At 61.4% G+C, this 23,268-nt stretch carries 23 protein-coding genes; all 23 read right to left on the bottom strand.

Features of this window, described 5'->3' with window-relative positions:
- Positions 1-289 precede the first annotated feature (289 nt).
- Positions 290-1,804 (bottom strand): lysine--tRNA ligase, encoded by a 1,515-nt coding sequence (gene lysS / locus ACFPB1_RS25930; protein WP_379229102.1) that lies wholly within the window; start codon positions 1,802-1,804, stop codon positions 290-292.
- 140 nt (positions 1,805-1,944) lie between these two features.
- Positions 1,945-2,421, bottom strand: a complete 477-nt coding sequence (gene greA, locus ACFPB1_RS25925) for a transcription elongation factor GreA (protein ID WP_090648797.1) — start codon at positions 2,419-2,421, stop codon at positions 1,945-1,947.
- Between the two features lie 248 nt (positions 2,422-2,669).
- Positions 2,670-3,701 carry a tRNA dihydrouridine synthase DusB gene (gene dusB, locus ACFPB1_RS25920; protein WP_379229101.1) on the bottom strand — a complete coding sequence of 344 codons (1,032 nt, stop codon included), beginning with the start codon at positions 3,699-3,701 and terminating at the stop codon, positions 2,670-2,672.
- A 74-nt stretch (positions 3,702-3,775) separates the two neighbouring features.
- Positions 3,776-3,985: a helix-turn-helix domain-containing protein gene (locus tag ACFPB1_RS25915; protein ID WP_379229100.1), complete on the bottom strand. Its 210-nt coding sequence runs from the start codon at positions 3,983-3,985 to the stop codon at positions 3,776-3,778.
- A complete protein-coding gene (gene folK / locus ACFPB1_RS25910) occupies positions 3,937-4,518 on the bottom strand; it encodes a 2-amino-4-hydroxy-6-hydroxymethyldihydropteridine diphosphokinase (RefSeq protein ID WP_379229099.1) in 582 nt (193 codons plus the stop codon). Before folK ends, ACFPB1_RS25915 begins: the two co-directional genes overlap by 49 nt.
- On the bottom strand, positions 4,490-4,882 hold the full coding sequence (gene folB / locus ACFPB1_RS25905; RefSeq protein WP_379229103.1) for a dihydroneopterin aldolase: 393 nt from the start codon (positions 4,880-4,882) through the stop codon (positions 4,490-4,492). The genes folK and folB overlap by 29 nt, the downstream gene beginning before the upstream one ends.
- Before the next feature lie 69 nt (positions 4,883-4,951).
- Positions 4,952-5,815: a dihydropteroate synthase gene (folP, locus tag ACFPB1_RS25900; RefSeq protein ID WP_379229097.1), complete on the bottom strand. Its 864-nt coding sequence runs from the start codon at positions 5,813-5,815 to the stop codon at positions 4,952-4,954.
- On the bottom strand, positions 5,812-6,684 hold the full coding sequence (pabC, locus tag ACFPB1_RS25895; RefSeq protein ID WP_379229096.1) for an aminodeoxychorismate lyase: 873 nt from the start codon (positions 6,682-6,684) through the stop codon (positions 5,812-5,814). The genes folP and pabC overlap by 4 nt, the downstream gene beginning before the upstream one ends.
- Entirely contained in the window at positions 6,681-7,262 is a 582-nt protein-coding gene (gene pabA, locus ACFPB1_RS25890) for an aminodeoxychorismate/anthranilate synthase component II (protein WP_379229094.1), read from the bottom strand. Before pabA ends, pabC begins: the two co-directional genes overlap by 4 nt.
- On the bottom strand, positions 7,243-8,865 hold the full coding sequence (locus ACFPB1_RS25885; protein ID WP_379229093.1) for an anthranilate synthase component I family protein: 1,623 nt from the start codon (positions 8,863-8,865) through the stop codon (positions 7,243-7,245). Before ACFPB1_RS25885 ends, pabA begins: the two co-directional genes overlap by 20 nt.
- Before the next feature lie 316 nt (positions 8,866-9,181).
- The gene (cysK, locus tag ACFPB1_RS25880) at positions 9,182-10,120 is read right to left on the bottom strand and encodes a cysteine synthase A (protein WP_379229092.1); all 939 of its coding nucleotides are present in this window, start codon (positions 10,118-10,120) and stop codon (positions 9,182-9,184) included.
- Between the two features lie 115 nt (positions 10,121-10,235).
- Positions 10,236-11,192 (bottom strand): peptidylprolyl isomerase, encoded by a 957-nt coding sequence (locus tag ACFPB1_RS25875; protein WP_379229090.1) that lies wholly within the window; start codon positions 11,190-11,192, stop codon positions 10,236-10,238.
- Between the two features lie 17 nt (positions 11,193-11,209).
- The gene (gene hslO, locus ACFPB1_RS25870) at positions 11,210-12,121 is read right to left on the bottom strand and encodes an Hsp33 family molecular chaperone HslO (RefSeq protein ID WP_379229089.1); all 912 of its coding nucleotides are present in this window, start codon (positions 12,119-12,121) and stop codon (positions 11,210-11,212) included.
- A gap of 80 nt (positions 12,122-12,201) precedes the next feature.
- Complete coding sequence (locus ACFPB1_RS25865; protein ID WP_379229088.1) at positions 12,202-12,969, bottom strand: type III pantothenate kinase; 768 nt, start codon at positions 12,967-12,969, stop codon at positions 12,202-12,204.
- A complete protein-coding gene (nadC, locus tag ACFPB1_RS25860) occupies positions 12,966-13,862 on the bottom strand; it encodes a carboxylating nicotinate-nucleotide diphosphorylase (RefSeq protein ID WP_379229087.1) in 897 nt (298 codons plus the stop codon). The genes ACFPB1_RS25865 and nadC overlap by 4 nt, the downstream gene beginning before the upstream one ends.
- Positions 13,855-15,471 (bottom strand): L-aspartate oxidase, encoded by a 1,617-nt coding sequence (gene nadB / locus ACFPB1_RS25855; protein WP_379229086.1) that lies wholly within the window; start codon positions 15,469-15,471, stop codon positions 13,855-13,857. The genes nadC and nadB overlap by 8 nt, the downstream gene beginning before the upstream one ends.
- A gap of 51 nt (positions 15,472-15,522) precedes the next feature.
- Entirely contained in the window at positions 15,523-16,461 is a 939-nt protein-coding gene (nadA, locus tag ACFPB1_RS25850; RefSeq protein WP_379229085.1) for a quinolinate synthase NadA, read from the bottom strand.
- A gap of 398 nt (positions 16,462-16,859) precedes the next feature.
- A complete protein-coding gene (gene ftsH, locus ACFPB1_RS25845; RefSeq protein WP_379229084.1) occupies positions 16,860-18,887 on the bottom strand; it encodes an ATP-dependent zinc metalloprotease FtsH in 2,028 nt (675 codons plus the stop codon).
- Positions 18,888-18,993: 106 nt separating this feature from the next.
- A complete protein-coding gene (hpt, locus tag ACFPB1_RS25840; RefSeq protein WP_379229083.1) occupies positions 18,994-19,533 on the bottom strand; it encodes a hypoxanthine phosphoribosyltransferase in 540 nt (179 codons plus the stop codon).
- A 67-nt stretch (positions 19,534-19,600) separates the two neighbouring features.
- On the bottom strand, positions 19,601-21,037 hold the full coding sequence (tilS, locus tag ACFPB1_RS25835) for a tRNA lysidine(34) synthetase TilS (RefSeq protein ID WP_379229082.1): 1,437 nt from the start codon (positions 21,035-21,037) through the stop codon (positions 19,601-19,603).
- Between the two features lie 59 nt (positions 21,038-21,096).
- Positions 21,097-22,038 (bottom strand): serine/threonine protein kinase, encoded by a 942-nt coding sequence (locus ACFPB1_RS25830; RefSeq protein ID WP_379229081.1) that lies wholly within the window; start codon positions 22,036-22,038, stop codon positions 21,097-21,099.
- Positions 22,022-22,747 (bottom strand): vWA domain-containing protein, encoded by a 726-nt coding sequence (locus ACFPB1_RS25825; protein WP_379229080.1) that lies wholly within the window; start codon positions 22,745-22,747, stop codon positions 22,022-22,024. The genes ACFPB1_RS25830 and ACFPB1_RS25825 overlap by 17 nt, the downstream gene beginning before the upstream one ends.
- A gap of 253 nt (positions 22,748-23,000) precedes the next feature.
- The coding region (locus tag ACFPB1_RS25820) for a hypothetical protein (protein ID WP_379229079.1) at positions 23,001-23,268 on the bottom strand (268 nt) is incomplete at its 5' end.

The raw sequence follows: 23,268 nt of genomic DNA, 5'->3' as shown, positions 1-23,268 counted from the left end.
ATCAAACTCTCCATAAAAGTGATCGGCCGAAGCCAATCAGTTTCAGGATGGCTTGTTAGCTCATCGCTGACTTACTTGTTAAAACCTTTTGACAGGTCGCTCATTGTTCAGTTTTCAAGGAACAAATATTTCTTACTCATTCGCCTATGTCTCAGCGGCGACTTGATTAATATATCATAGTTGTCCATGATCATGCAACCCTTTTTTTAAAACTTTTTAAATTAAATACAGTAGCGGCGCTCCGGGAAATAAAAAAGAACGCAAGGATAACCCTGCGTTCCGTTAGCTATTATGACTCGCCCGCGCGCTCCCGCATGAGCGGGAACAGCAGCACGTCACGGATCGACGGCGCGTCGGTCAGCAGCATGACCAGCCGGTCGATGCCGATGCCGAGACCACCGGTCGGCGGCATCCCGTACTCCAGGGCGCGGATGAAGTCTTCATCCATCTCGTGCGCTTCGTCGTTGCCTTGTTCTTTCTCCAGCAGCTGCGCTTCGAAACGCTGGCGCTGGTCGATCGGATCGTTCAGCTCCGTGAACGCATTGGCGTGCTCGCGCGCTACGATGAACAACTCGAACCGGTCGGTGAACCGAGGGTCCGCGTCGCTCTTCTTCGCCAGCGGCGAAATGGCGACCGGGTGCCCCGTGACGAACGTCGGCTGAATGAGCGTATGTTCCACGAACTCCTCGAAGAAGGCATTGAGAATATGGCCGAATGTCCAGTGCGGCTCTACTTTAACATTATGGGCTTTGGCATGCGCATGAGCTTCTTCGTCGGTCATCTGCTCGCTGAAATCGACGCCTTTCGCTTCCTTGACCAGATCCACCATGGAGACGCGGCGCCATGGCGGCGACAGGTCGACCTCCTGGCCCTGGTACATGATCTTGGTCGTGCCCAGTACTTCCTGCGCGATATGCGCGATCAGCGACTCCGTCAGCGCCATGATGTCCTTGTAGTCGGCATAGGCTTCGTACAGCTCGATCATCGTGAATTCCGGGTTATGGCGCGTCGAAATGCCTTCGTTTCGGTACACGCGGCCGATCTCGTATACTTTCTCCATGCCGCCGACGATGAGACGCTTCAAGTGCAGCTCGATCGCGATCCGCATGTACAGCTGCATGTCGAGCGCGTTATGGTGCGTGATGAACGGGCGAGCAGCCGCGCCGCCGGCGATCGCGTGCAGTGTCGGCGTCTCAACCTCCAGGTAGCCGAGCGAATCCAAGTACCGGCGCATCGACTGGATGATGCGGGAACGGGAAATAAACGTCTGCTGCACTTCGGGATTCGTAATGAGATCCACGTAGCGCTGGCGGTACCGGAGCTCGACGTCCTTCAGGCCGTGGAACTTGTCCGGCAGCGGAAGCAGCGATTTGGACAGCACTTCGATTTCTTTCGCTTTCACGGACGTCTCGCCCGTATTCGTCTTGAACACCGTACCGCGAACGCCGATGATGTCGCCGATGTCGAGCATGTCGAACGCTTGGTATTGTGTTTCTGTCACCGAGTCCTTGCGGACGTAGATTTGAATCTTGCCGCTCAAGTCCTGAATATGTGCGAAGCTGGCTTTGCCCATGGCGCGCTTCTGCATGATCCGTCCCGCGATCGCCACTTCGGCGCTTTGCGCCTCGAGCTCGTCCTTGCCCATATCATCGTAAGCCGCGAGAATCTGCCGGGCCTGGTGGGACCGCTCGAACTTCCCGCCGAACGGGTCGATTCCGAGGTTCCGCAGGTCGTCGAGCTTCTCTCTTCTGATTCGCAGCAGCTCGCTTAATTCTTGTTCATTCGTAACATTTCCTTGCTCCAACGCAATTCATCTCCTTCTCATTCCACCCGCCGGCCGGATGACCGCCGCGGGTTAGCGCCTAATCCTTACTGTACAGCAAAAATGGTCCTCTATGTTGAAAAAAGCTTCCACAAGGAAGCTTTTTCGAAAGGCATGCCTGTTTATTTCTTAATATCGACGATTTTATATTGAATGATGCCGGCGGGCACGCTGACTTCCACGATGGTTCCTTTGGTTTTGCCGAGAATCGCCTTGCCGACCGGACTTTCGTTCGAGATTTTATTGTGAAGCGGATCGGATTCCGCGGTGCCGACGATCGTGTATTCCATCGTATCGCCGAACTCCAGATCTTCCACCGTGACGATCGAGCCGATGCTCACCGTATCGATATCGATCTCGTCGTTATTGATAATGCGGGCGTTGCGCAGCATTTTCTCCAAGGTTATGATTCGGCCTTCGATAAAAGCCTGTTCGTTCTTCGCGTCTTCGTATTCCGAGTTCTCGCTGATGTCGCCGTACCCGATCGCCACTTTGATCCGTTCCGCCACTTCCCGGCGCTTGACGGATTTCAGGTTCTCAAGTTCGTCCTCAAGCTTGGTTAGACCGTCTTGTGTAAGAATAATCTCTTTATCGCTCATGGTACCATTTCTCCTGTCGTGTGGCATTATTCATACGGAGTATGAATTCACTGTTACTTACTATATTACGCTTCATGCCCGTGATGACACCGCGCGGAAATCAGTCGACATTCCTAAACCCTGGCGACGGTTTGTTATTGGAAGATTATATTTCAAGTTCAACTATATGTCAACGAAAGGCAAATCAAAATGTAATCGCTTAACTTGGCGAAACGCAAAGGATTCGCGAAGGATCCTTTGCACTCCGGTCAGTGGTAGGCGACCGCGTCCTGGTTCGATGCGACGGAAGCCACCGGGGCTTCGCTCTTCTCGCCCAAGGCTTCGACAAAACCGCCCAAAATCTGCACCATTTTATCGCGCGAGGTCTCTTCCATGATGACGTCCTTCACGCGCGCCGCTCCCGGAATGCCCTTCAGGTACCAGGCTAGGTGCTTGCGCATCTCGCGAACGGCGGTCGATTCGCCCTTCAGGCTCACGAGCCGGTCCATGTGGAGGATCGCGACGTCCATCTTCTCCCGCGGCGTCGGATCGCCGAGCAGCTCGCCCGTCGTCAGATAGTGCACAGTCCGGTACAGCATCCACGGGTTGCCGAGCGCGCCGCGGCCGATCATGACCCCGTCGCAGCCGGTGTGGTCGAGAATCTTCCGCGCGTCCTCGGGGGTGAAGACGTCGCCGTTGCCAATGACTGGAATGGAGACCGCCTGCTTAACATCCCTTATAATATCCCAATTGGCGGTACCGGTATACAATTGTTCCCTCGTGCGGCCATGGACGCTGACCGCTTGACCTCCCGCGCGCTCGACGGCTTGCGCGTTCTCGACCGCGTAGACGTGCTCGCTGTCCCAGCCGATGCGCATCTTGACGGTGACGGGCTTCTCCACGGCGTCGACGACGGCCGACACCATCTCGTAAATCTTGTTCGGATCGAGCAGCCAGCGGGCGCCCGCGTCGCATTTGGTCACTTTCGGCACCGGGCAGCCCATGTTGATGTCGATAATATCCGCGTTCGTCTGCTTATCGACGACTTTCGCCGCTTCCACCAGCGATTCCCGGTCGCCGCCGAAGATCTGCAGGCTGAGCGGCTTCTCGCGCTCGTCGACGAACAGCATTTCCATCGTGCGCTTGTTGCCGTGCAAAATCGCCTTGTCGCTGACCATTTCGGCGCAGACGAGGCCGGTGCCGAACTCTTTGGCGATCAGTCGAAAAGCCGGGTTGCACACACCTGCCATCGGCGCCAGCACGACGTTGTTTTTCATCTCGATGTTTCCGATTTTGAGCATGGACATCCAGTCTCCCTTCTGACTCGCAGAGATAATATAGTGTATTGCAAAACTCGTATTCGTGAAGCTTCGTGCTATTGCGATTCGGCGGTCAAGTCGGCGTAGCTGATGCCGAGCGCCTCCGAAATGCGTTCCAGCAGCTTGGGATCCGGCTTGCGCGTTCCCCGTTCCAACGAGCCGAGCACGGCGACCGAAACGTCCAGCTTCGCGGCCAGCTCCTGCTGCGTGTATCCTTTCAGTTTTCGGAATGCGCGGACGCGCCCTGCCAAGTGATCGTTTTCCATAGCGCGATTCCTTCCCTTCTGTCCTGTAAGGCCCGCTGCGCGACTTCGGCTGCCTCGCTGTATAGCGGATGCCCGCTCTCCAGCACATCGGCAAGCGGCACGAGCACGAAGGCCCGCTCCATCATCCGCGGATGGGGCAGCGTCAGCTCTTCATCGTCCAGCGCCGTCTCTTCGTACAGCAGCAAATCCAGATCGATCGTGCGCGGCCCCCAGCGGATGTCCCGCGTCCGCCCGAGCTGCTTCTCCATGCCGAGCATGGCGCGCAGCAGCTCGCGCGGCCCGAGCGTTGTGCCCAAAGCGGCGGCCATATTCAGAAATGCCGGCTGGTCCGTGTAGCCGACCGGTTCAGTCTCATATACGGCCGAGGCCCGAAGCACCTCGATGCCGGGATGCCCGCCAAGCAGGCTCAGCGCGTCGCGAAGCAGACGAACCCGGTCTCCGACATTGGAGCCGAGCGCGATATAAGCCGTATGAAGCGCATGACTCCGCGGGGTCAGCCGCTTGTCATCTCCCGGCGGGTTGTTGTCTTCCATGGTCATCCCGCTTTCTGCAAAGTTCCACCGTCACGCCGTCGAAATAAATCTCGAACGGCGGATGCGGCTTCGTTACCGCAACCGTCACTTCATTTACACTAGTATAAGCGTCGAGCACGGCCGATGCAATGTGACCGGCTAAAGCTTCGATCAGTTTGAACGGCGGCCCTTCGACGATCGTCTTCACGAACGCGTGGACCTCGGCGTAATTGACGGTCGCCTCCAAATCGTCGTTCTCCGCCGCCTCCGACAGGTCGAGCCGCAAGGTCAAATCGACGAAAAACTGCTGTCCCAGCTTGTTCTCCTCCGGGAACACGCCATGGTACCCGAAAAAGCGCATCCCCCGCAGCGTCATCGTATCCACTGCCATCCTCCCCTTTCCTTCCGATGGGTTCGCCATAAGCACGGCGGTCCGGCCGCCGGCTCCGCGCCGCTAACGCGGGTAAACGATCGCGTCGGTCATCGCCGCCGCCTCGCGGTTGGGGCGCACGTCGTGGACGCGGACGAGTTGGCAGCCCTGGGCGATGCCGAGCACCGTCGTGGCCGCCGTGCCGTAGCCGACTTCGTCAGACGCGAGCCCCAGCGTCTCGCGGATGAACTTCTTGCGGGACGTGCCGAGCAGCACGGGATACCCCTCCGCGGTCAGCCGGTGCAGCTCGTTCATGAGGGCCAGGTTGTCATCGTGCGTCTTGGCGAAGCCGATGCCGGGATCGAGCCAAATGGCCGCATCCGATACGCCGGCCGCCTTCGCGAGCGCGACGCTGCCGCGCAAGTCCGAGATGACGTCCGCCGTCAAATCGCGATAGTCCCGGTCGTGCCGATTGTGGCTGATGATGACCGGGCAGCGGTAAGCCGCCGCGACCTCCGCCATCCGCGTATCGCCCTTCAGCCCCCAAATATCGTTGATGATATGCGCGCCCGCCTCGAGCGCCTGCCTGGCCGTCTCGGCCTTATACGTATCGATGGACAGCGGCATCTCCGGCAGCGCTTCCCGGATGGCGCGAATGATCGGCACCACGCGCCGTAGCTCCTCCTCGAGCGGAACCGCCGCGAAGCCGGGCCGCGTTGACTCTCCGCCGATGTCGATGATGTCCGCGCCGTCCTGCGCCAGCTGCCGCGCGTGGGCGACCGCGGCTTCGACCGTCGTATAGCGCCCCCCGTCCGAGAACGAATCCGGCGTCGCGTTCAGGATGCCCATGATCAGCGTGCGTTTGCCGAGCTCCAGCCTCACGCCGTCCGCAAACGCGTACGTTCGCCGGAACGGCCAGTCCGGATGCAGCGAATAGAGTGTCTTCATTGCTTCGTATCCTCCCGATACAGCGCCAGCAGGCGGCTTGTGATCGTTCCCGCTTGTCCGCCGCTTATCGCGCGGGTCCGGCCTTCGCGGTCCCGCAGCGTCGTGACCGGCACCAGCTCCTGCACGGAATTGGTGACCCACGCCTCGTCGGCGCCGGCGAGCGCATCCCAGCCGTACAAGCCTTCCTCGACCGCGATCCCTGCGCGGGCGGCGAGTTCGATGACCCGCCGGCGCGTCACGCCGGGCAGAATGCCCGTCTCGATCGACGGGGTGTAGATCCGGCCCCCGCGCGCAAAGAACAGATTGCTCACGATGCCCTCGGCCAGCCGGCCCTCCCGCGTCAACATAAGTCCTTCCGCGCCGGGCGATGCGCCTATTGCCGTTAATTCCCGCTTGGCGACGATATTATTCATGTAATGCAAAGATTTTAGCCGGATCCCGCCTTCCGGCGTGTTGCGCGGCGTGGCCAGCAGCACGAGCTCGCGGCCATTCGTATAGATCTCCGGAGCAGCCGGAGGCAGCGGCTTGACGAGCAGCAGCGCATTCGGCGCTTCGTAGTCGCCGGCCGGCAGCCCGAGCACGCCTTCGCCGGCGCTCACCGTCAGCCTCACGTACGCCTCATCCAGCCCGTTGGCCGCCATGAGTTCCCGCAGCCAGCTCCGTATCTGCCCTGCTTCCGGCTCGTACCGAATGCCGATCGACCGGCAGCCTTCGGCCAGACGGGCCAAGTGCCGCTCAAGCAAATACGGCCGTCCCCCGTACGTCCGGAAGGTCTCGAACAAACCCATCCCATACAAAAAACCGTGATCGTAGACCGAGATCACGGCTTCCTCCTGGCGCTTGATACCGCCATTCCATCCGACGTTCATCGCGCCGCGCCCGCACGCATGCCGAGGAAATTGCGCAGCAGCGTCAGCCCGTGCTCGGTAATGATCGATTCCGGGTGAAACTGCACGCCTTCGATCGGGTACTCCTTGTGGCGAAGACCCATGATCTCGCCTTCTTCCGTCTCGGCGCTGATCTCGAGGCAGTCCGGCAGCGTCTCGCGCTTGACGATCAGCGAGTGGTACCGGGTCGCCGTGTACGGCGAAGGAATCCCTGCAAAGACGGTGCGGCCGTCATGGAAGATCGGCGACGTTTTGCCGTGCATCAGCTTCTCCGCGCGCACGACGTCGCCGCCGAACGCTTGTCCGATCGCCTGATGGCCGAGGCAGACGCCGAAAATCGGAATCTCGCCTTTGAACCGGTCGATGAGCGCGAGACTGATGCCAGCCTCGTTCGGGCTGCACGGTCCGGGCGAAATGAGAATATGGTCTGGCCTAAGCGCGGCGATCCCGTCCAAATCGATCTCGTCGTTGCGCTTCACGACGATGTCTTCGCCCAGCTCGCCCAAATATTGCACCAAGTTGTACGTAAACGAATCATAGTTATCGATGACCAATATCATGCGCGTTTCCCCCTTCGGATGCGGTCCGTCCGCCGCCGGCCGATGTGCCGACCGGCGCCGCCCGCCGCTCGCTGTATTGAATCGCCTTCCACAACGCCTTCGCCTTGTTCATGGACTCGAAATGCTCCCGTTCCGGCACGGAATCGATGACGATGCCGGCCCCGGCTTGTACATGGACGACTTCGTCCTTCACGACCATCGTACGGATAATAATATTAAATTCCATATCCCCGTTGTAGTCAATCCACCCCATCGAGCCCGTGTACGGCCCGCGCCGCGTCGGTTCCAGCTCCTCGATGATCTCCATCGTGCGGATCTTCGGCGCCCCGGTGATCGTGCCGCCAGGGAAGGTCGCGGCGATGACGTCGTACGCGTCCTTCCCTTCCGCAATCGTGCCTTCCACCTGGGAAACCAAATGCATGACGTGGCTGTAGTACTCGATGACCATCAGCTCCTCGACCTTGACGGAGCCGTAGGCGGAGATGCGGCCGAGGTCGTTGCGCTCCAGATCGACGAGCATGATGTGCTCGGCCCGTTCCTTCTCCGTCCCCAGCAGCTCCGCCGCCATCCGCCGGTCCTCTTCCGCGGTCCGTCCCCGGCGACGCGTCCCCGCGATCGGCCGGGTCGCCAGCTTTCCGTCCGTCAGCTCCACGAGCAGCTCCGGCGACGCGGAGACGAGCTGAAAGTCCGGCACGCCGACGTAGCCCATATACGGGGACGGATTGACGAGGCGCAGCCATTCGTACAGCTCGCGAGGGTCGCCTCGGAACGCCCGGTCCTGCCGCCGGGACAGGTTCACCTGGAATACGTCGCCAGCCGCGATATACGCCCGAATGCGCTCGACGGCCGCTTCATATGCTTCCTTCGCGAACGGCGACGCGATACCGTCCGCCGATTCCGCCTCGACCGCCGCGGCCTCGTCCGCCATGAAGCGCAGCCGCTCGTCCCGGAGCTTCTCCGCTTGGGCACCCGCCCGCCCTTCGGCGAACGACGCCCATCGCGCCATCATGCGATCCGCCCGGGCGCAAGCCTGCGCGTACAGCGCCTCCAGCTCCGCCGGCGCGGCCTCCGCCGGCAGTTCGGTATGAACCGCGGCGTACAGCCGCATCGCCGCATGATCGAGAATCCACAGCTCGTCCATCCGCATAAAGAGGTAGTCCGGCAGCCCGAGATCGTTCTCGGCGAGCTCTGGGAGCCGCTCGATGGTGCGGATGACGTCATAGCTCCAGAAGCCCGCGCAGCCGCCCGTCCACTTCGGCGCGCCCGGCACGCGCGGCGCCCGGCGCCCGCCCATCCAGCTGCGAACCGCTTCCAGCGGCTTCTGCTCGTATACAGTCCGCGCTCCGGTCGCGGCGTCTACCGCTTCGCCGCGGACCTCATTCCCTCGGATGACAGAGGCCGGTGCCAATCCCAAATACGTGTACCGGCCGGTCTTGCCGCTCTCCAGCACGAACGCGTGGGGCGCGCCCTCCTGCCAGGCAGCCTCCCAGGAAGCCGGCCGGCCGCCCTCCGCTCCTTCAAGGGGGCGCTGCGCCAGTAGCGGCAGCGATGTATAGCCCTGCGCCTGCCAGGTCAGCCAATCATTCAAGGCGGTCCGTTCCACGTCCAAAGCCCTCCGCTTCTTCGCCGTTCATCGTTTCAGGAGCCGTAGGCTCTCGGTTGGAAGCTAGTATACCGAAATTGCGCCGAAAAGGGAAGGGCGATGCACGGACCGCACCGTGGCATGCGGAGGTACAGAGCATGACGGTACAGCGCACCGAAAAAAGGAGCGCGGCGGACAGCGCTTAAATGCACGAAGCACCGCCGCGCTGACGCGCATCGTCTCGCAGCAGGACGGGCCGGGCCTCGCGAGACCGGATGCAAAAAGAGGACCCCTTCGCCAGGGTCCCCTCTCCGTATGGCCGGCCGCGCGGCCAGAATCAGTTCTCGAAGTTGAACAGCGGCGTGGACAGGTAACGCTCGCCGTTGGACGGAACGACCGCCACGACGCGCTTCCCTTTGCCGAGCTCCTTCGCTACTTTCAACGCCGCGAAGATCGCTGCGCCGGAGGAAATGCCGCACAGAATGCCTTCTTCCTTGGCCACGCGGCGCGCCGTCTCGAACGCCTCGTCGTTCTCGATCGTAATGACTTGGTCGTAGATTTCGCGGTTCAGAATCTCAGGGATGAAATTCGCGCCGATCCCCTGGATCTTGTGACCGCCCGGGCTGCCGCCGGACAGCAGCGGAGACGCCGCCGGTTCGACCGCCACGATTCTGATGCCCGGGAAACTCTTTTTCAGCACTTCGCCGGCACCGGAGATCGTGCCGCCCGTGCCGATGCCCGCCACGAACGCGTCCAGCTTGCCGTCCAGCGAGTCGATCGCTTCGACGATTTCGGGACCCGTCGTTTCGCGGTGGATCTTCACATTCGCTTGGTTCTTGAATTGCTGCGGAATAAAGTAGGACGGATTCTCGGCTTGCAGCTCTTCCGCGCGGCGGACGGCACCGTTCATGCCTTCGGCCCCAGGCGTCAGCACGAGCTCGGCGCCGTAAGCGCGAAGCAGGTTGCGGCGCTCGATGCTCATCGTTTCCGGCATGACGAGAATCGCCTTGTAGCCCTTCGCCGCGGCGACCATGGCCAGACCGATGCCGGTGTTGCCGCTCGTCGGCTCCACGATCGTGTCGCCCGGCTTGATGCGTCCCTCTTGCTCGGCCACTTCGATCATGCTGATGGCGATCCGGTCCTTCACGCTTGCGCCCGGATTCTGATACTCCAGCTTCACGTAAATTTCCGCGCTGTCTTCCGGCACCAGACGATTCAAACGGACAAGCGGCGTATCCCCGATCAGTTCCGTAACGCTCTGTACAATTTTAGCCATGTAAGTAGCTCCTCCTTATTCCGACTAATTCAGTAGGTATTACTTACATCTTAACAATCGGTGACAGCTCTTGTCAATAGCGAGTTTCGTCGAACTAGGCGCTTCGTCCCGGTGCCTAAGGCAGCACCGCCGCATGGTATTTGGCAAGCAACCCGTCCTCGATCGCCTGTTGGCCGTTCAGCTTGGACAGCGCGATTTCCTTGAGCGCTTGGTCGCGGATCTTCTGCGGATCCAACTGCGCGTCCGTCTCCTTCTCCGTGAGGCGGACGACGGCATACCCTTCCCGGACCTTGACCGGTCCCGTCGTATCCCCGACGTTCAGCTCCTTCGCCGCGGCAAGCATGGCCGGATCCGCGAGCGGGTCGTCCGCGTCGATATAACCCAGATCGCCGCCGTCCTGCGCCGTGACGGCGTCGATGGAATAGGTCTTGGCCATCAGCCCGAAATCCTCGTCGTCCTCGAGCCGCTGAAGCACGTCTTCGGCGTCTTTCTCGGTCTTCGACAAAATCCACGCGATCCGCAGCTGCGTATGCGGCGCGAACTCTTGCGGGTTGTCCGCGATATACGCCTCCACCTCGCCGTCGCCGACGTCCGCGGTCCGAACCGCGATCTTCTCCAGCAGCAGCCGGTATTTCGCGTCCTCCCGGATCTCGTCCGGGGACAGGCTGAGCTGCTCTTTCATCGCGTCGTAATACGATTCCGGACCGTCGTATCCCGCCATCATCCTAGCCAGCTCGTCGTCCACCTCGCCGTCCGCCACGCTTAGCCCATACGCTTTCGCCTCCAGGCGGATCGCCGCTTGGACCATGAGCGTGCGCAGCACGGCGTCGCCGTATTGCTCGCGCAACCGGCCGCTCAATTCCTTCTCCGTGATCTGCTCGCCGCCGACTCTAGCCACGACCGGGTCGGGCTCGATCGGCTGCGCGTCCTTCTGTCCCTGCGCGCCTCCGGGCGGCACCTGCGGCTCGGCCTTCGGCGGGAGCAGCACGCGATAGACGACGAGCAGCGCCATCACTATCAAACATAATGCTTGCAGCAGTACGATCAGCTGCAGCACCCGGTCCTTCTTCATGATCGCTCGGCCTCCGATTATTGCATCGGTTTCGGCTTCGCCTGTTCGAGCAGCATCTCCAGCTGCGGGCGGTCAAACACATACTTCTCGTTGCAGAAATGGCACTCGACTTCAGCTTGTCCGTTTTCTTCAATGATCTGTCTCAGTTCATGCTCGCCCAGACTGATCAGCGTGCGCTCCACCCGTTCTTTGGAGCATTGGCACTTGAATGCGATGTCCAGCTCGTCCATCAGCTGCACGTCTTCGCCCACGACCCAGCGCAGCAGCCCTTCCGGCGTCTCGCCTTGCTCCATCAGTGCGGAGATCGCCGGCATGCCAGCCAAGGCCGCCTCGAGCTTCGCGACTTCGTCCTCCGGCATTCCCGGCAGCACCTGCACGATGAAGCCTCCCGCGGAAATAACGCTGCCGTACTCGTCGACCAGCACGCTCAGCCCGACGACGGACGGCGTCTGCTCGGACGTCGCGAAATAATACGTGAAGTCCTCCGCGAGCTCGCCCGATACGATCGGCGTACTGCCGCGGTAAGGCTCCTTGAGCCCGAGATCCTTGATGATGTGCATGTAGCCGGTGCGTCCGACCGCGCCGGCCACGTCCAGCTTGCCGAGCGCGTTGCTCGGCAGCAGAACCTGCCCGTTGTCGACGTAGCCGCGGACTTCGCCGTTCGCGTTGGCATCCACGACGATTTGCCCGACGGGACCGTCACCTTTGACCTGAATCGTCAGCTTCTCGCTGCCTTTCAGCATCGCTCCCATCATGGCGCCGGCCGTCGCGGTCCGGCCGAGTGCCGCCGTCGCCGTCGGCAGCGTCTGATGCCGCCTGCGCAGCTCCTCGACGAGCTCTGTCGTCCGCACGGCAAACACGCGCAGCTGGCCGCTCCAAGCGGTGCCCCGCACGAGATAATCGTGCTTGTTGTTCGTTTCTTCTGCCATGGTGCGATGGCCTCCTTAGATGTTGCCTATATGTCGAATCCCTGCTGTCGGCGTAGCTGCGGACAATGGCCGGTATCGGTTCAATCCTGGTTCCGTTCGTAAATCATGCGCAGTCCTTCCAAGGTCAGGAGCGGATCGACTTCCTCGATCGTCTCCGACTCCGCCGCGATCAAATCGGCCAGCCCGCCCGTGGCGATTACGCGCGGACTAACGCCGAATTCCTTGCGGATCCGGTTCACGATGCCGTCGACTTGCCCGGCGTAGCCGAAAATAATGCCCGCCTGCATGGACGTAACGGGATTCCGCCCGATGACGCTCTTCGGCCGCATCAGCTCGATGCGCGGCAGCTTCGCGGCGCGCTGGTACAGCGCTTCCGTCGAAATGCCGATGCCCGGCACGATGGCGCCGCCTAAATAATTGTTGTCGGCGTCGATGTAGTCGAAGGTCGTCGCCGTGCCGAAATCCACGACGATGAGCGGCGTCCCGTACTTCTCGATGCCCGCCACGGAGTTGACGATCCGGTCCGCGCCGACCTCGCGCGGATTCTCGTACCGAATGTTTAGCCCCGTCTTAATGCCCGGGCCGACGACCAGCGGCGCCTTGCGCAGGTACTTCTGGCTCAGCTGCTCCAGCGTCCGCATCAATGGCGGCACGACGGAGGAGATGATGACGCCCTGGATCTGATCCAGCCGCACGTTCGCGATCTGAAACAAATTGTGGATCATGATGCCGTATTCGTCCACGGTCGCCGAGCGGTTCGTGCTGAGGCGCCAGTGATACAGCAGCTTCCGGCCTTCGTAGATGCCGAGCACGATGTTCGTGTTGCCTACGTCTACGACGACGATCATGCGGAAGCGCCTCCCTTCTTGCCGTGCAGGTCGAGGCTGATGTCGAGCGATTGGAACGAGTACGTGAGGCCGCCGACCGAGATGACGTCCACGCCGCATTCCGCGATCGCGCGCACCGTGTCCAGCCGGACGTTGCCCGACGCTTCGACGATGACGTGCGGCGCGCGCCCCTTAATGACGCGCACGGCTTCGCGCATGTCCTCCCGCGGCATGTTGTCGAGCATGATGATATCGGCGCCGCAAGCGAGCGCTTCTTCCACCTGCACGAGAGACTCCGTCTCCACCTCGATCTTCATCGTATGCGGGATCGCCGCGCGCGCGGCCTTCACCGCGCCCGTGATGCCGCCCGACCCCTTAATATGATTATCCTTGATCATGACCGCGTCGTACAAGCCGAAGCGGTGATTATGGCCGCCCCCGACCCGAACCGCGTATTTTTCCAGCATCCGGTGACCCGGCGTCGTCTTGCGCGTATCCACGAGCCGCGTCCGCAACCCCTCGAGCGCGTCCACGAACGCGCGTGTCTTCGTCGCGATGCCGGACAGGCGCTGCATCAGGTTCAGCGCCAACCGTTCGCCGGTCAGGATGCTGTGCGTGCTTCCCTCTACCTCCGCGATGACGTCGCCCTTCGCGACGGCGTCACCGTCCGCGGCGAGCGGGCGGAACTCGAGTGCCGGGTCCACGACCTCGAACACCAGCCGCGCGACCGGAATGCCGGCAAGCACGCCGGGTTCCTTCACGTGGATGATCGCCTTCGACCGGCTTCCCGCGGGAATTGTCGCCCAGCTCGTAATGTCGCCCGTGCCGATATCTTCGGCCAGCCATGCGCGGATCTGCGCGCGCACCGCGTCCAGGCTAAGGCCGCCGGCCGCTGCCAACGTTGCTTCAAACATATTCGACTCGCTCCTCCGTTAAGCCGTGCTCGCGATTGAGCACGACGTGCTTGCGCCATATCTCGTCGTCCCGGTTCGGGAAATCCTCGCGGCTGTGCGCGCCCCGGCTTTCTTCCCGTATCAGCGCGGCCTCCGTCGTCAGCAGCGCGCAGGTCAGCAGGTTCGCGAACTCGTAGTCTTCGCGCTTCGCGATGACGGAGCGGAAGATCGAGCTGAGCCGCCCCAGTTCCTCGAGCCCTTTGCGCAGCCCGTTCGCGTTGCGCTTCAAGCCGGCGTAGCGTACCATGATTTTTTGCAGCTTCAGCCGCTTCTCGACGACGGCCTGGATCGGGGCATCGGTCCGCGACAGCGAATGCATATGCGCGCGCAGCTCCCGGTCCATCGGTTCCAGCGCGTTGATGCGCTCGACGATGCGACGGCCGAAGACGATCGCTTCGGACAGCGAGTTGCTCGCGAGCCGGTTCGCGCCATGCACGCCCGTCGACGAGCATTCGCCGCAGGCGAATAGACGGGAGATGCTCGTTTCGCCGTTCAAATCGGTCGAAACGCCGCCCATCATATAATGCGCCGCCGGCGCCACCGGAATCCAGTCCGTGGTCAAATCGAGGCCGTAGGTTAGACAGTATTGGTAGATATTTGGAAAACGATGCTTGACCATCTCCGCGGATTCGTGCGTCACGTCCAGGTACACGAACGTCGACTTCGTCTCCTCCATCTCGCTGACGATCGCGCGGGCGACCACGTCGCGGGGCGCGAGCTCGAGCTGCTCGTGGTACTTCGCCATGAAGCGCTCGCCGCGAATGTTGCGCAGATAGGCGCCTTCGCCGCGGACGGCCTCCGAGATCAGAAACCGCGGCGCGCCCGGATAGCAGAGCGACGTCGGATGGAATTGCACGAACTCCATGTCCCGGATGTCGGCGCCCGCCCGGTACGCCATGGCGATGCCGTCGCCCGTCGCCACCTCCGGATTCGTCGTATACCGGTACAGTTGCCCGGTGCCGCCGGAGCACAGAACCGTCGCCTTCCCGCGCACGATCAGGCGCTGTCCGTCCGGCTTCTGTACGAGGACGCCCACGCACACGTTGTCGTCGGTCACGAGGTCAATGACAAAATGATCGTCCCACACTTCGATGCGGGGGTTGGCCACCGCTTTCTCCGAAAGTGCACGAACGATCTCATAGCCCGTGGCATCGCCGTTGGCATGCAGAATCCGGCGCTGACTGTGCGCGCCTTCTTTGGTCAAGGCGAACTCGCCGTTCTCGATATCAAACTTCGTGCCCATGCCCACCAAATCCTGCACGCCCTCGGTGCCTTCATGCACAAGCACGTCGACCGCTTCCTCGGAGCACAGTCCGGCTCCGGCGGCCAAGGTATCCTGAAGATGATACTCCGGCTTGTCGTCTTCCGAGATGACGGCGGCGATGCCGCCCTGCGCGTAGCGCGTGTTGCTGTCGAGCAGCGACTTCTTCGTGATCATGAGCACGTCGTTCCGCTCGCTCGCCTTGATGGCGGTAAAGAGGCCGGCAATGCCGGCCCCGATCACAATGACGTCTTTATGCAATACCGGCAGCTCCTCGAGCTGCTCGTCTACGAGATAACGTGGAATCATATCGATGCTTTCCCTTCTTTTTGGAAAGTGGGGAGCGGCGTTGCTACAGCGTTACTTCACTTGCAGCATGCGTTCGAGCGACAACCGCGCCTTGGCGGCAACGTCATCCGGCACGTAGATTTGCGGCTGCATCGTTTCCAGGCTCTTCACGAGCTTCTTCAGGTTGTTGACCTTCATGTTCGGGCATACCAGATACTTCGTCGCGAAGTGGAACGTCTTGTCCGGGCTGTCCAGACGAAGCTGGTAGCCGGTCCCGTCCTCCGTGCCGACGATGAATTCCTGGCAGTCGGATTCCTTGCAGTATTTAATGATGGCGGTCGTGCTGCCGACGAAATCGCCGAGCGCTACGACTTCCGGACGGCATTCGGGATGCACGACGAACTGCGCGTTCGGATGTTTCGCTTTCATCTCCTCGACGTCCTTCACGGTCAGCATGTCATGCGTATTGCAATAGCCTTCCCAGATGATCATCTTCTTGTCGGTCTTCTGCTGTACGTAATGGCCGAGGTTCTTGTCCGGCACCCAGATGATCTCGTCGGCGTCGACCGAATTGACCACGCGCACCGCGTTCGCCGACGTACAGCAAATGTCGGTCTCCGCTTTGATCTCGGCCGAGGAATTGATGTACGTCACGACCTTCGCGTTCGGATGCTGCGCCTTCAGCTTGCGCAGGCCGTCGACGTTGACCATGTCGGCCATCGGGCAGCCGGCGCGCTCGTCCGGAATGATGACCGTTTTGTTCGGCGCCAGAATTTTAGCGCTCTCCCCCATGAAGTGAACGCCGCAAAATACGATGACGTCGGCATCGGTTTCGGCCGCCTTCTGGGCAAGCAGGAACGAGTCGCCGCGGAAATCCGCGACCTCCTGAATTTCGTCGCGCTGGTAATAATGGGCAAGAATAATGGCATTTCGTTCTTTCTTCAGCTGCAGCAACCGTTCCCGCAATCCGCGATTTTGCTCTGCTTTGCGCTCGAGCGCTAATGCTTCCATGGCCTTTACTCCTCTTCTCCCTGACTTTGTGAACAGATGCACAAACCCTGCCAAAATAAACGGGCGTATCTGCCCTCATGCCTGTTTGTGCCGCTTTATAATCGAGAGCGCGAATCTGAACAAGATCGATGCCGCCGGCCCGTCCTTGCCAAACCCATGACTCACAGTCGGCAATATCAGTAATTAACATTTAATTTACACACGTTCCGGTATGCTGTCAACACACAAAAGCGGGCATATTCCCCAATTTCGAACGATTGGCGCGCCGGAACAGAACCCGCGTCCCTGAGGCTTGGTTCTGCTTGGAATTCGGCCAAGCGACGAGTGCCGCCCACAAAAAAACCACCCCTTGCAGACCATGTCTGCAAAGGGTGGTCGGATATCGATTGATATCGGGCTTATGGTTGCTGCGGGCCGCTTCCGTTCCCGTTGCCGTTGCCCTCGTCGTTGCCGCTGTCCGGATCGACCGGAGGCGTGACGATATCGCCGGCTTCTTTGGTTTGGATGCGCACTTTCACGCCGCCGATCGTATCGACGATCGGGTCGCCCTTCGGCTCCTCGGTCGTAACCGGGCCGCCGGTGTCACCCGCGATCGAACCGCTCTCGATCAGGCGTTTGATTTGCTCGAGCTCCAGGGTCTCTTCGCTCAGCAAGGTTTGCGCGATCAGATGCACTTCCTTGCTCTTCTCGGTGAGCAGCTCCTTCGCTCGGGCGTAGCACGCTTGGATGATCGCTTGCATCTCTTGGTCGATCTCGTAGGCGATCGCATCGGAGTAGTTCTGCTCGTGTCCGATGTCGCGGCCCAGGAACACCTGGCCTTGCGAGCTGCCGAACTGCATCGGGCCGAGCTTGTCGCTCATGCCGTATTCCATGATCATGGAACGGACGATGCCGGTCGCTTGCTTGAAGTCGCTGTAGGCGCCGGTGCCGATCTCGCCGATGAAAATCTCCTCGGCGACGCGGCCGCCGAGCAGGCCGGTCACTTTATCGAGCAATTCCTGTTTGGTCGTCAGCATGCGGTCGCCGTCTTTCGGAAGCATGATGACGTAGCCGCCTGCGCGTCCGCGCGGGATGATGGTGACTTTATGCACTTGGTCGGCGTGCTCCAGGAAGTACCCGACGATCGTGTGACCCGCTTCGTGGTAGGCGACGATCCGCTTCTCCCGGTCGCTGATGATCCGGCTGCGCTTCTCCGTGCCGACGATGACGCGGTCGATCGCTTCGTCGACCTCGATCATGCCGATGTCCTTCTTGTTGCGGCGTGCCGCGAGGAGCGCCGCTTCGTTCAGCAGGTTCTCCAGATCCGCGCCCGTAAAGCCGGTTGTGCGCTTGGCGATGACGTCGAGCTTGACGTCGCGGGTCAGCGGCTTGTTGCGCGCGTGGACTTTCAAGACCGCTTCGCGGCCTTTGACGTCCGGACGGTCGACCGTGATTTGACGGTCGAAGCGGCCTGGACGCAGCAAAGCCGGGTCGAGAATATCCGGACGGTTCGTCGCCGCGACGATGATGATGCCTTCGTTCGCGCCGAAGCCGTCCATTTCGACGAGGAGCTGGTTGAGCGTCTGCTCGCGCTCGTCGTGTCCGCCGCCGAGGCCGGCGCCGCGCTGACGGCCGACGGCGTCGATCTCGTCGATGAAGATGATGCACGGCGCGTTCTTCTTCGCGTTCTCGAACAGGTCGCGGACGCGGGATGCGCCGACGCCGACGAACATTTCCACGAAGTCGGAACCGGAGATGCTGAAGAACGGCACGCCCGCTTCGCCTGCGACAGCGCGAGCGAGGAGTGTTTTACCGGTACCCGGAGGTCCGACGAGGAGCACCCCTTTCGGGATGCGCGCGCCGACGGCCGCGAATTTGCGGGGATCCTTCAGGAACTCGACCACTTCGACGAGCTCCTGCTTCTCTTCGTCTGCGCCAGCCACGTCCTCGAACGTGACGCGTTTCTTCTCTTCGTTATATAGCCGGGCGCGGCTTTTGCCGAAGTTCATGACTTTGCCGCCGCCGCCCTGGGCTTGATTAATGAGGAAGAAGAACAGGATGAAGATAATCACGAACGGGATGATCGACGTCAGGAAGGTGAGCCAGATGCTTTGGCCTTCCATCGGCTTGCTCTTCATCTCGAACCCGTTCTTGACCTGCGCGTCGTACACTTCCTTCACGACGAATTCCTCGACGTTGGAGTGGGTGTAGAACTGGTTGGAGTCTACGCCCTCCGGCTTCTTCTTGTACTCCCCCGTGATCAAGTACGAATACCCGTCGAATTGGTACTGCAGTTCCGCAATGTTATTGTTTTGCAATTCCTGCCTGAACTGGTCGTAACGAATTTCCGTGCTGGAGTCGTTTTGGCTGCTGATAAATTGGAAGATCCCGACGGTCACCAAAAAAATAATCAAATAAAAGCCAGTGTTGCGGATGATCCGATTCATCCCCTACCTCCTCTCAAGACGCAAAAACTAAGTGGACCCTGCACGAGAAGCCCCCGGCGAGCGGGAGCCGTCTGACAAGGCGGATTGCATCCTTGTTGTGGTTCTGTTACTTCTCGTAAACCTCGGGCTTCAAGATGCCGATAAACGGCAGGTTGCGGTATTGCTCCGCGTAATCGAGCCCGTACCCGACGACGAACGCGTCCGGCAGCACGAAGCCTTTATAGTCCGCCTCCAGCTCCACCTTGCGGCCCGCCGGCTTGTCGAACAGCGTGACCAGCGTGATGGATTTGGCGTTGCGGCGCTCAAGCACGTCGATGAGGTAGCTGAGCGTCAGCCCGCTGTCGATGATGTCTTCGACAATGAGGACGTCGCGGCCCTGCACCGAAGCGTCAAGGTCCTTAATGATCCTGACGACCCCGCTCGTCTTGGTCGATTGACCGTAGCTGGACACCGCCATAAAGTCGATCTCGAGCGGAATGGTAATGGTTTTGACCAAATCCGCCATAAAAATAAACGCGCCCTTGAGCACGCAGATGACAAGGGGATTGCGTCCTTCGAACTCGCGGCTGATGGTTTCGCCAAGCTCCTGTACCTTCTGCTGAATTTGGTCTGCGTCGTAAAGCACTTCTTGAATGTCGTTCAGCAACACGGGCCCTCCTAATGTTTCTTGCCTATACTATGAATGGTTCCGCGCATCTTATTCGGACAATTCGTCAATCGGTAAAATCCGACGTAAATCGCGCTTTCATGCGCAGGACGCGCTTCGTCGCATCCGTGACCAACGCCGAAGCCGATCTGCGGATGCCCGGAATCCATAGCACCAGTCCATTGGCGTCCACGACGATCGGGAGCGCTTCGCGGCGCGAGGGAGCCACGCGATCGTCAACGAACATATCTTGTACTTTTTTGGTGCCGTTTAAACCAAGCACCGCCATACGGTCGCCGGGCCGCCGGTTCCGTACCGTGAGCGGGTAGCGGATCGCGTCCGCGTCGAACAGCGCCTCCAGCCGGTTTCCCGGTCGCTGCGCGCCCGCCGCAGCCGTCTCCTCGAACGACAAAATCGCTTCCGCTTCGGGCAGGCTGAGGGATGTCGTCCCTTCCGCCACTGCGTAAGCGTATCCGCCCGAAGCGACGGATTTCCGTCCCGGCTCCGAGGCGCGGATGAAGCGCAATTCGTCGTACTCGCGTACGAACCGGATGCCGCTGCCTGCATCGAAGCTCCACGTCGTGGCCGCGCTCCCGGAGGCTGCAAGCCGTATCGTTTCCACGCTTTCGAATGAAGAGGGTTCCGTATCCAAGCCAATATAACTCAATATTAGTTTAATCAATCTCCTTTGTAAAGCGACGTGCAAACCGAGCAGCGCTTTGCGATTCAATTGGCATCCTTCGCGGTGAGGCAGGACCAGGCGATCATATACCGCCTTCGTTTCCAGCGCCAGCCAATCATCCTCGGCCGAAGCCAGTTCCGCCAATCGTACCAGCGACTGCGGCAGCTGCGGGTTGTACGCCGACAAATACGGCAGGATATCGAGCCGGACGGCGTTGCGGAAATAATACCGCTGCCCGTTGCTGCTGTCGTGGCTGTACGGAATGGCCCACAAATCACAGTAGCGCAGGATGTCTGCCTTGTATTTACGCAAAAGCGGCCGAATAAGTTCCACGTTTTTTTCGAAACGCGAAACGGGAATGCCGGCGAGCCCCGAGAGCCCCGTTCCGCGTAAAATCCGCATGAGCACGGTCTCCGCCTGGTCGTCGGCATGGTGGGCGAGCGCGATGCGCGACGCCCCGTATGTATGGGCGACGCCGAGCAGGAATTCGTAACGCTTCCCGCGGGACGCCGCTTGTCCGTTCATGCCCGTTGCTTCAATATAAGCAGGCATGTCGATATAAGTAGATTCGCACGCAACGCCGAGCGAGGCGGCGAACCGGCGGACCGACTCCGCTTCCTGCGCGGACTCTTGGCCGCGAAAGCCGTGGTCGACGTGGGCGGCCACCAGCGTCAGCGACTCCGGCCCGGACAGGCGGTGCAGCGCGTGCAGCAGCGCCATGGAATCCGGTCCCCCGGAGACGGCGACGACCACCGTGTCGCCCGGCTTCCATAGCCCTTCCGCCTTGGCATATTCCGACAGTTCCTTCAGCCAATCCTCCACGCCGCGTCATCCTTCCTTGCCGATCTGCTAGATTCTCTTAAGCCCGATGAACGAAGCGCCTACAAGCCCGAACGCAGCAGCCAATACACCGTCGTGGCAAGCAGCGCCGCCGACAGCGCGAACAGGCCCTTCATCCAGCGCGGCGCCGGGGCCGCGGCGCCGCGGCGCGTCCGCCGGGGGCCGTGCATCCACTGCTGCCAGGCGGAGGCTGCCTCGCGGGCGTTGCGAAATTCGCCATAGAGCGCCTTGCGCAGCCAGCCGCTCATCGGCTTCAGGTGCGGGCTCGACGCCGCGAGCCGGGCGAGCTCCTCCTGCGTCCGGTTCTGCGGCAGCAGCCCCGCGGACAGCTGCGACAGCCGGCGCCCCTCGTGCAGCTGCACGCAAACGACGGCGAACGAGAACAGATCGTATCCCGCATCCGCTGTACGCGACCCGGCGTTCCAGTAGCCGCGGTCGTAAATCTCGGTAAATTGCCGAACGCCTTTGCCGAACGCCGTGGCGCCGCCGTAATCGACGAGCTCGGGCCGGCCGTAGTCCTCGACGATGACGTTCTCGAGCTTCAGGTCGCCGAACGCCCAGCCCGCCTCGTGCAGCTCGGCGAGCTTGCCGAGCAGATGATAGCCGATGACCGGGAGCCATTCCTTGCCCTGCCGCTCCAGATAGTCCCCAAGCGTCAAGCCTTTGATGTAGCGCATGACGTAGAACGGGTAGTCCTTCCCGTCGGCGGCCTGGAAATCGTCCACGTCGACGAGGAACGCGCCGGCCTTGGTTCCCTGCCTGCGCTTCTGCCCCGCGATCGCCTGCAGCACGTTCACCTCGGACTGCAGATCGACGGCGTCGGCACCGATCTTAAGCGCGTACAGCTGGCGGTGCCGCTCGACGAGAAACACTTTGCCGTTCGCGCCTTCGCCCAGCGGCCGCTCGACCCGGTACGTCCCCTGCTTCCATTTGCCCCGGATCGGCGTGCCGCGCGGGAGGCTCCATTCAAACGACGTAGTCACTCATCATCCCGTCCGTTTCATCATTCTTCCTATTACCATAATCGGCCTTCTGGTAAAAATCAATGACATGCAGGATCGCCGGTCCCGTCGGCGTCGTGCCGCGCATCTGCAGGCGCGGGAAAATCGCGTTCACCCCGCCGATGTCCGTCGTCCAATCCAAGTCCATCCGGCAGTCCTCGCCGTAGGCCGAGCCCGGGAAATGGAACACCGCCAGCTCGCTGCCGCCTTGCCGCGAACGCAGGCTGAGCGCCAAGTCGCGGATCGCTTCCTCGACCGCGTGCAGCTTCGGCTTCATGCTCGCGCTGGCGTCGATGAGCAGCGCCACCTGCAGCCGGCTCGTCTCGCTCAGCTCGTCGATGACGCGCACGACCTCGCCGCGCTTCTCCGGCGGCAGCTCCTCGATGGACGACGTGCCGAGCACCTGCTTGAGCTCGCGGTGCACGGCGTGCTGGATCGTCTGGACGACCGTTTTGCGCGTCAGCATCTGCACCGTCTGGGACAGCTGGCGCGTATGGGACAGCCGGCTGAGCCCGCCGCCGGCCCGGGCGATCTCCTCGATCTCCGTCGTGCCGAACTCGACGAGCTCGCCCTGGTCGACGATGCCGACGACGTTGACCGTGATGCCGACGGCATGCGCCTGCGCGGCCGCCACGACGGGACTGACGCCGACATTGGAGCATCCGTCCGTCACTAACAGAATCTGCTTCATTGTACATTCCCCCAAATGCTCGTGATTAAAACGCCGGTCCGATAGCGCCGGCTAGTACTCGTTCTATCAGCATTGCCAGAAATAGAAGAGACTAACCCCCGCGGCGCTCCGGCAAGCCCGAAGAAGCCTGCCGCTGGCCGGCAGGCTTCGCAACCTTTCTATTTAAATGAGGAAACGCATAGAGGGAACGGGCTATGAAGACGTGATTGAGGGCGCTGGACGGGGGCCCACCTCCTTTATCGCCCAAGCGGGATTACTGGTCCCGCAGGATGGCCGGCGCACGCGCCGGCAGCTGATCGGCAGGCGTTCGCTTCCGATGCCGGGCGACGAACATTCGCTGCTTGTGGCCCGGGCCGGAAGCGCGTTTGAATGGCCGCAGGCCCGCCGCCTGCTTGCGTGCGGCCCGCGCTTCCGGCGGCTTCGCTTCCCGTGCGGCCGCCGGCGGCCGCACGGCCGCGATCGGCACCGGCGGGCGCTCCCGCACGGCCGCCGCAGGCCCGCGCGCCTTCGCCGCCAGCGCG

Origin of the sequence: Paenibacillus sp. GCM10023250 (assembly GCF_042653205.1) — a bacterium.
Taxonomy (GTDB): domain Bacteria; phylum Bacillota; class Bacilli; order Paenibacillales; family Paenibacillaceae; genus Paenibacillus_Z.
This window is presented reverse-complemented; position numbering and strand designations above follow the sequence as displayed.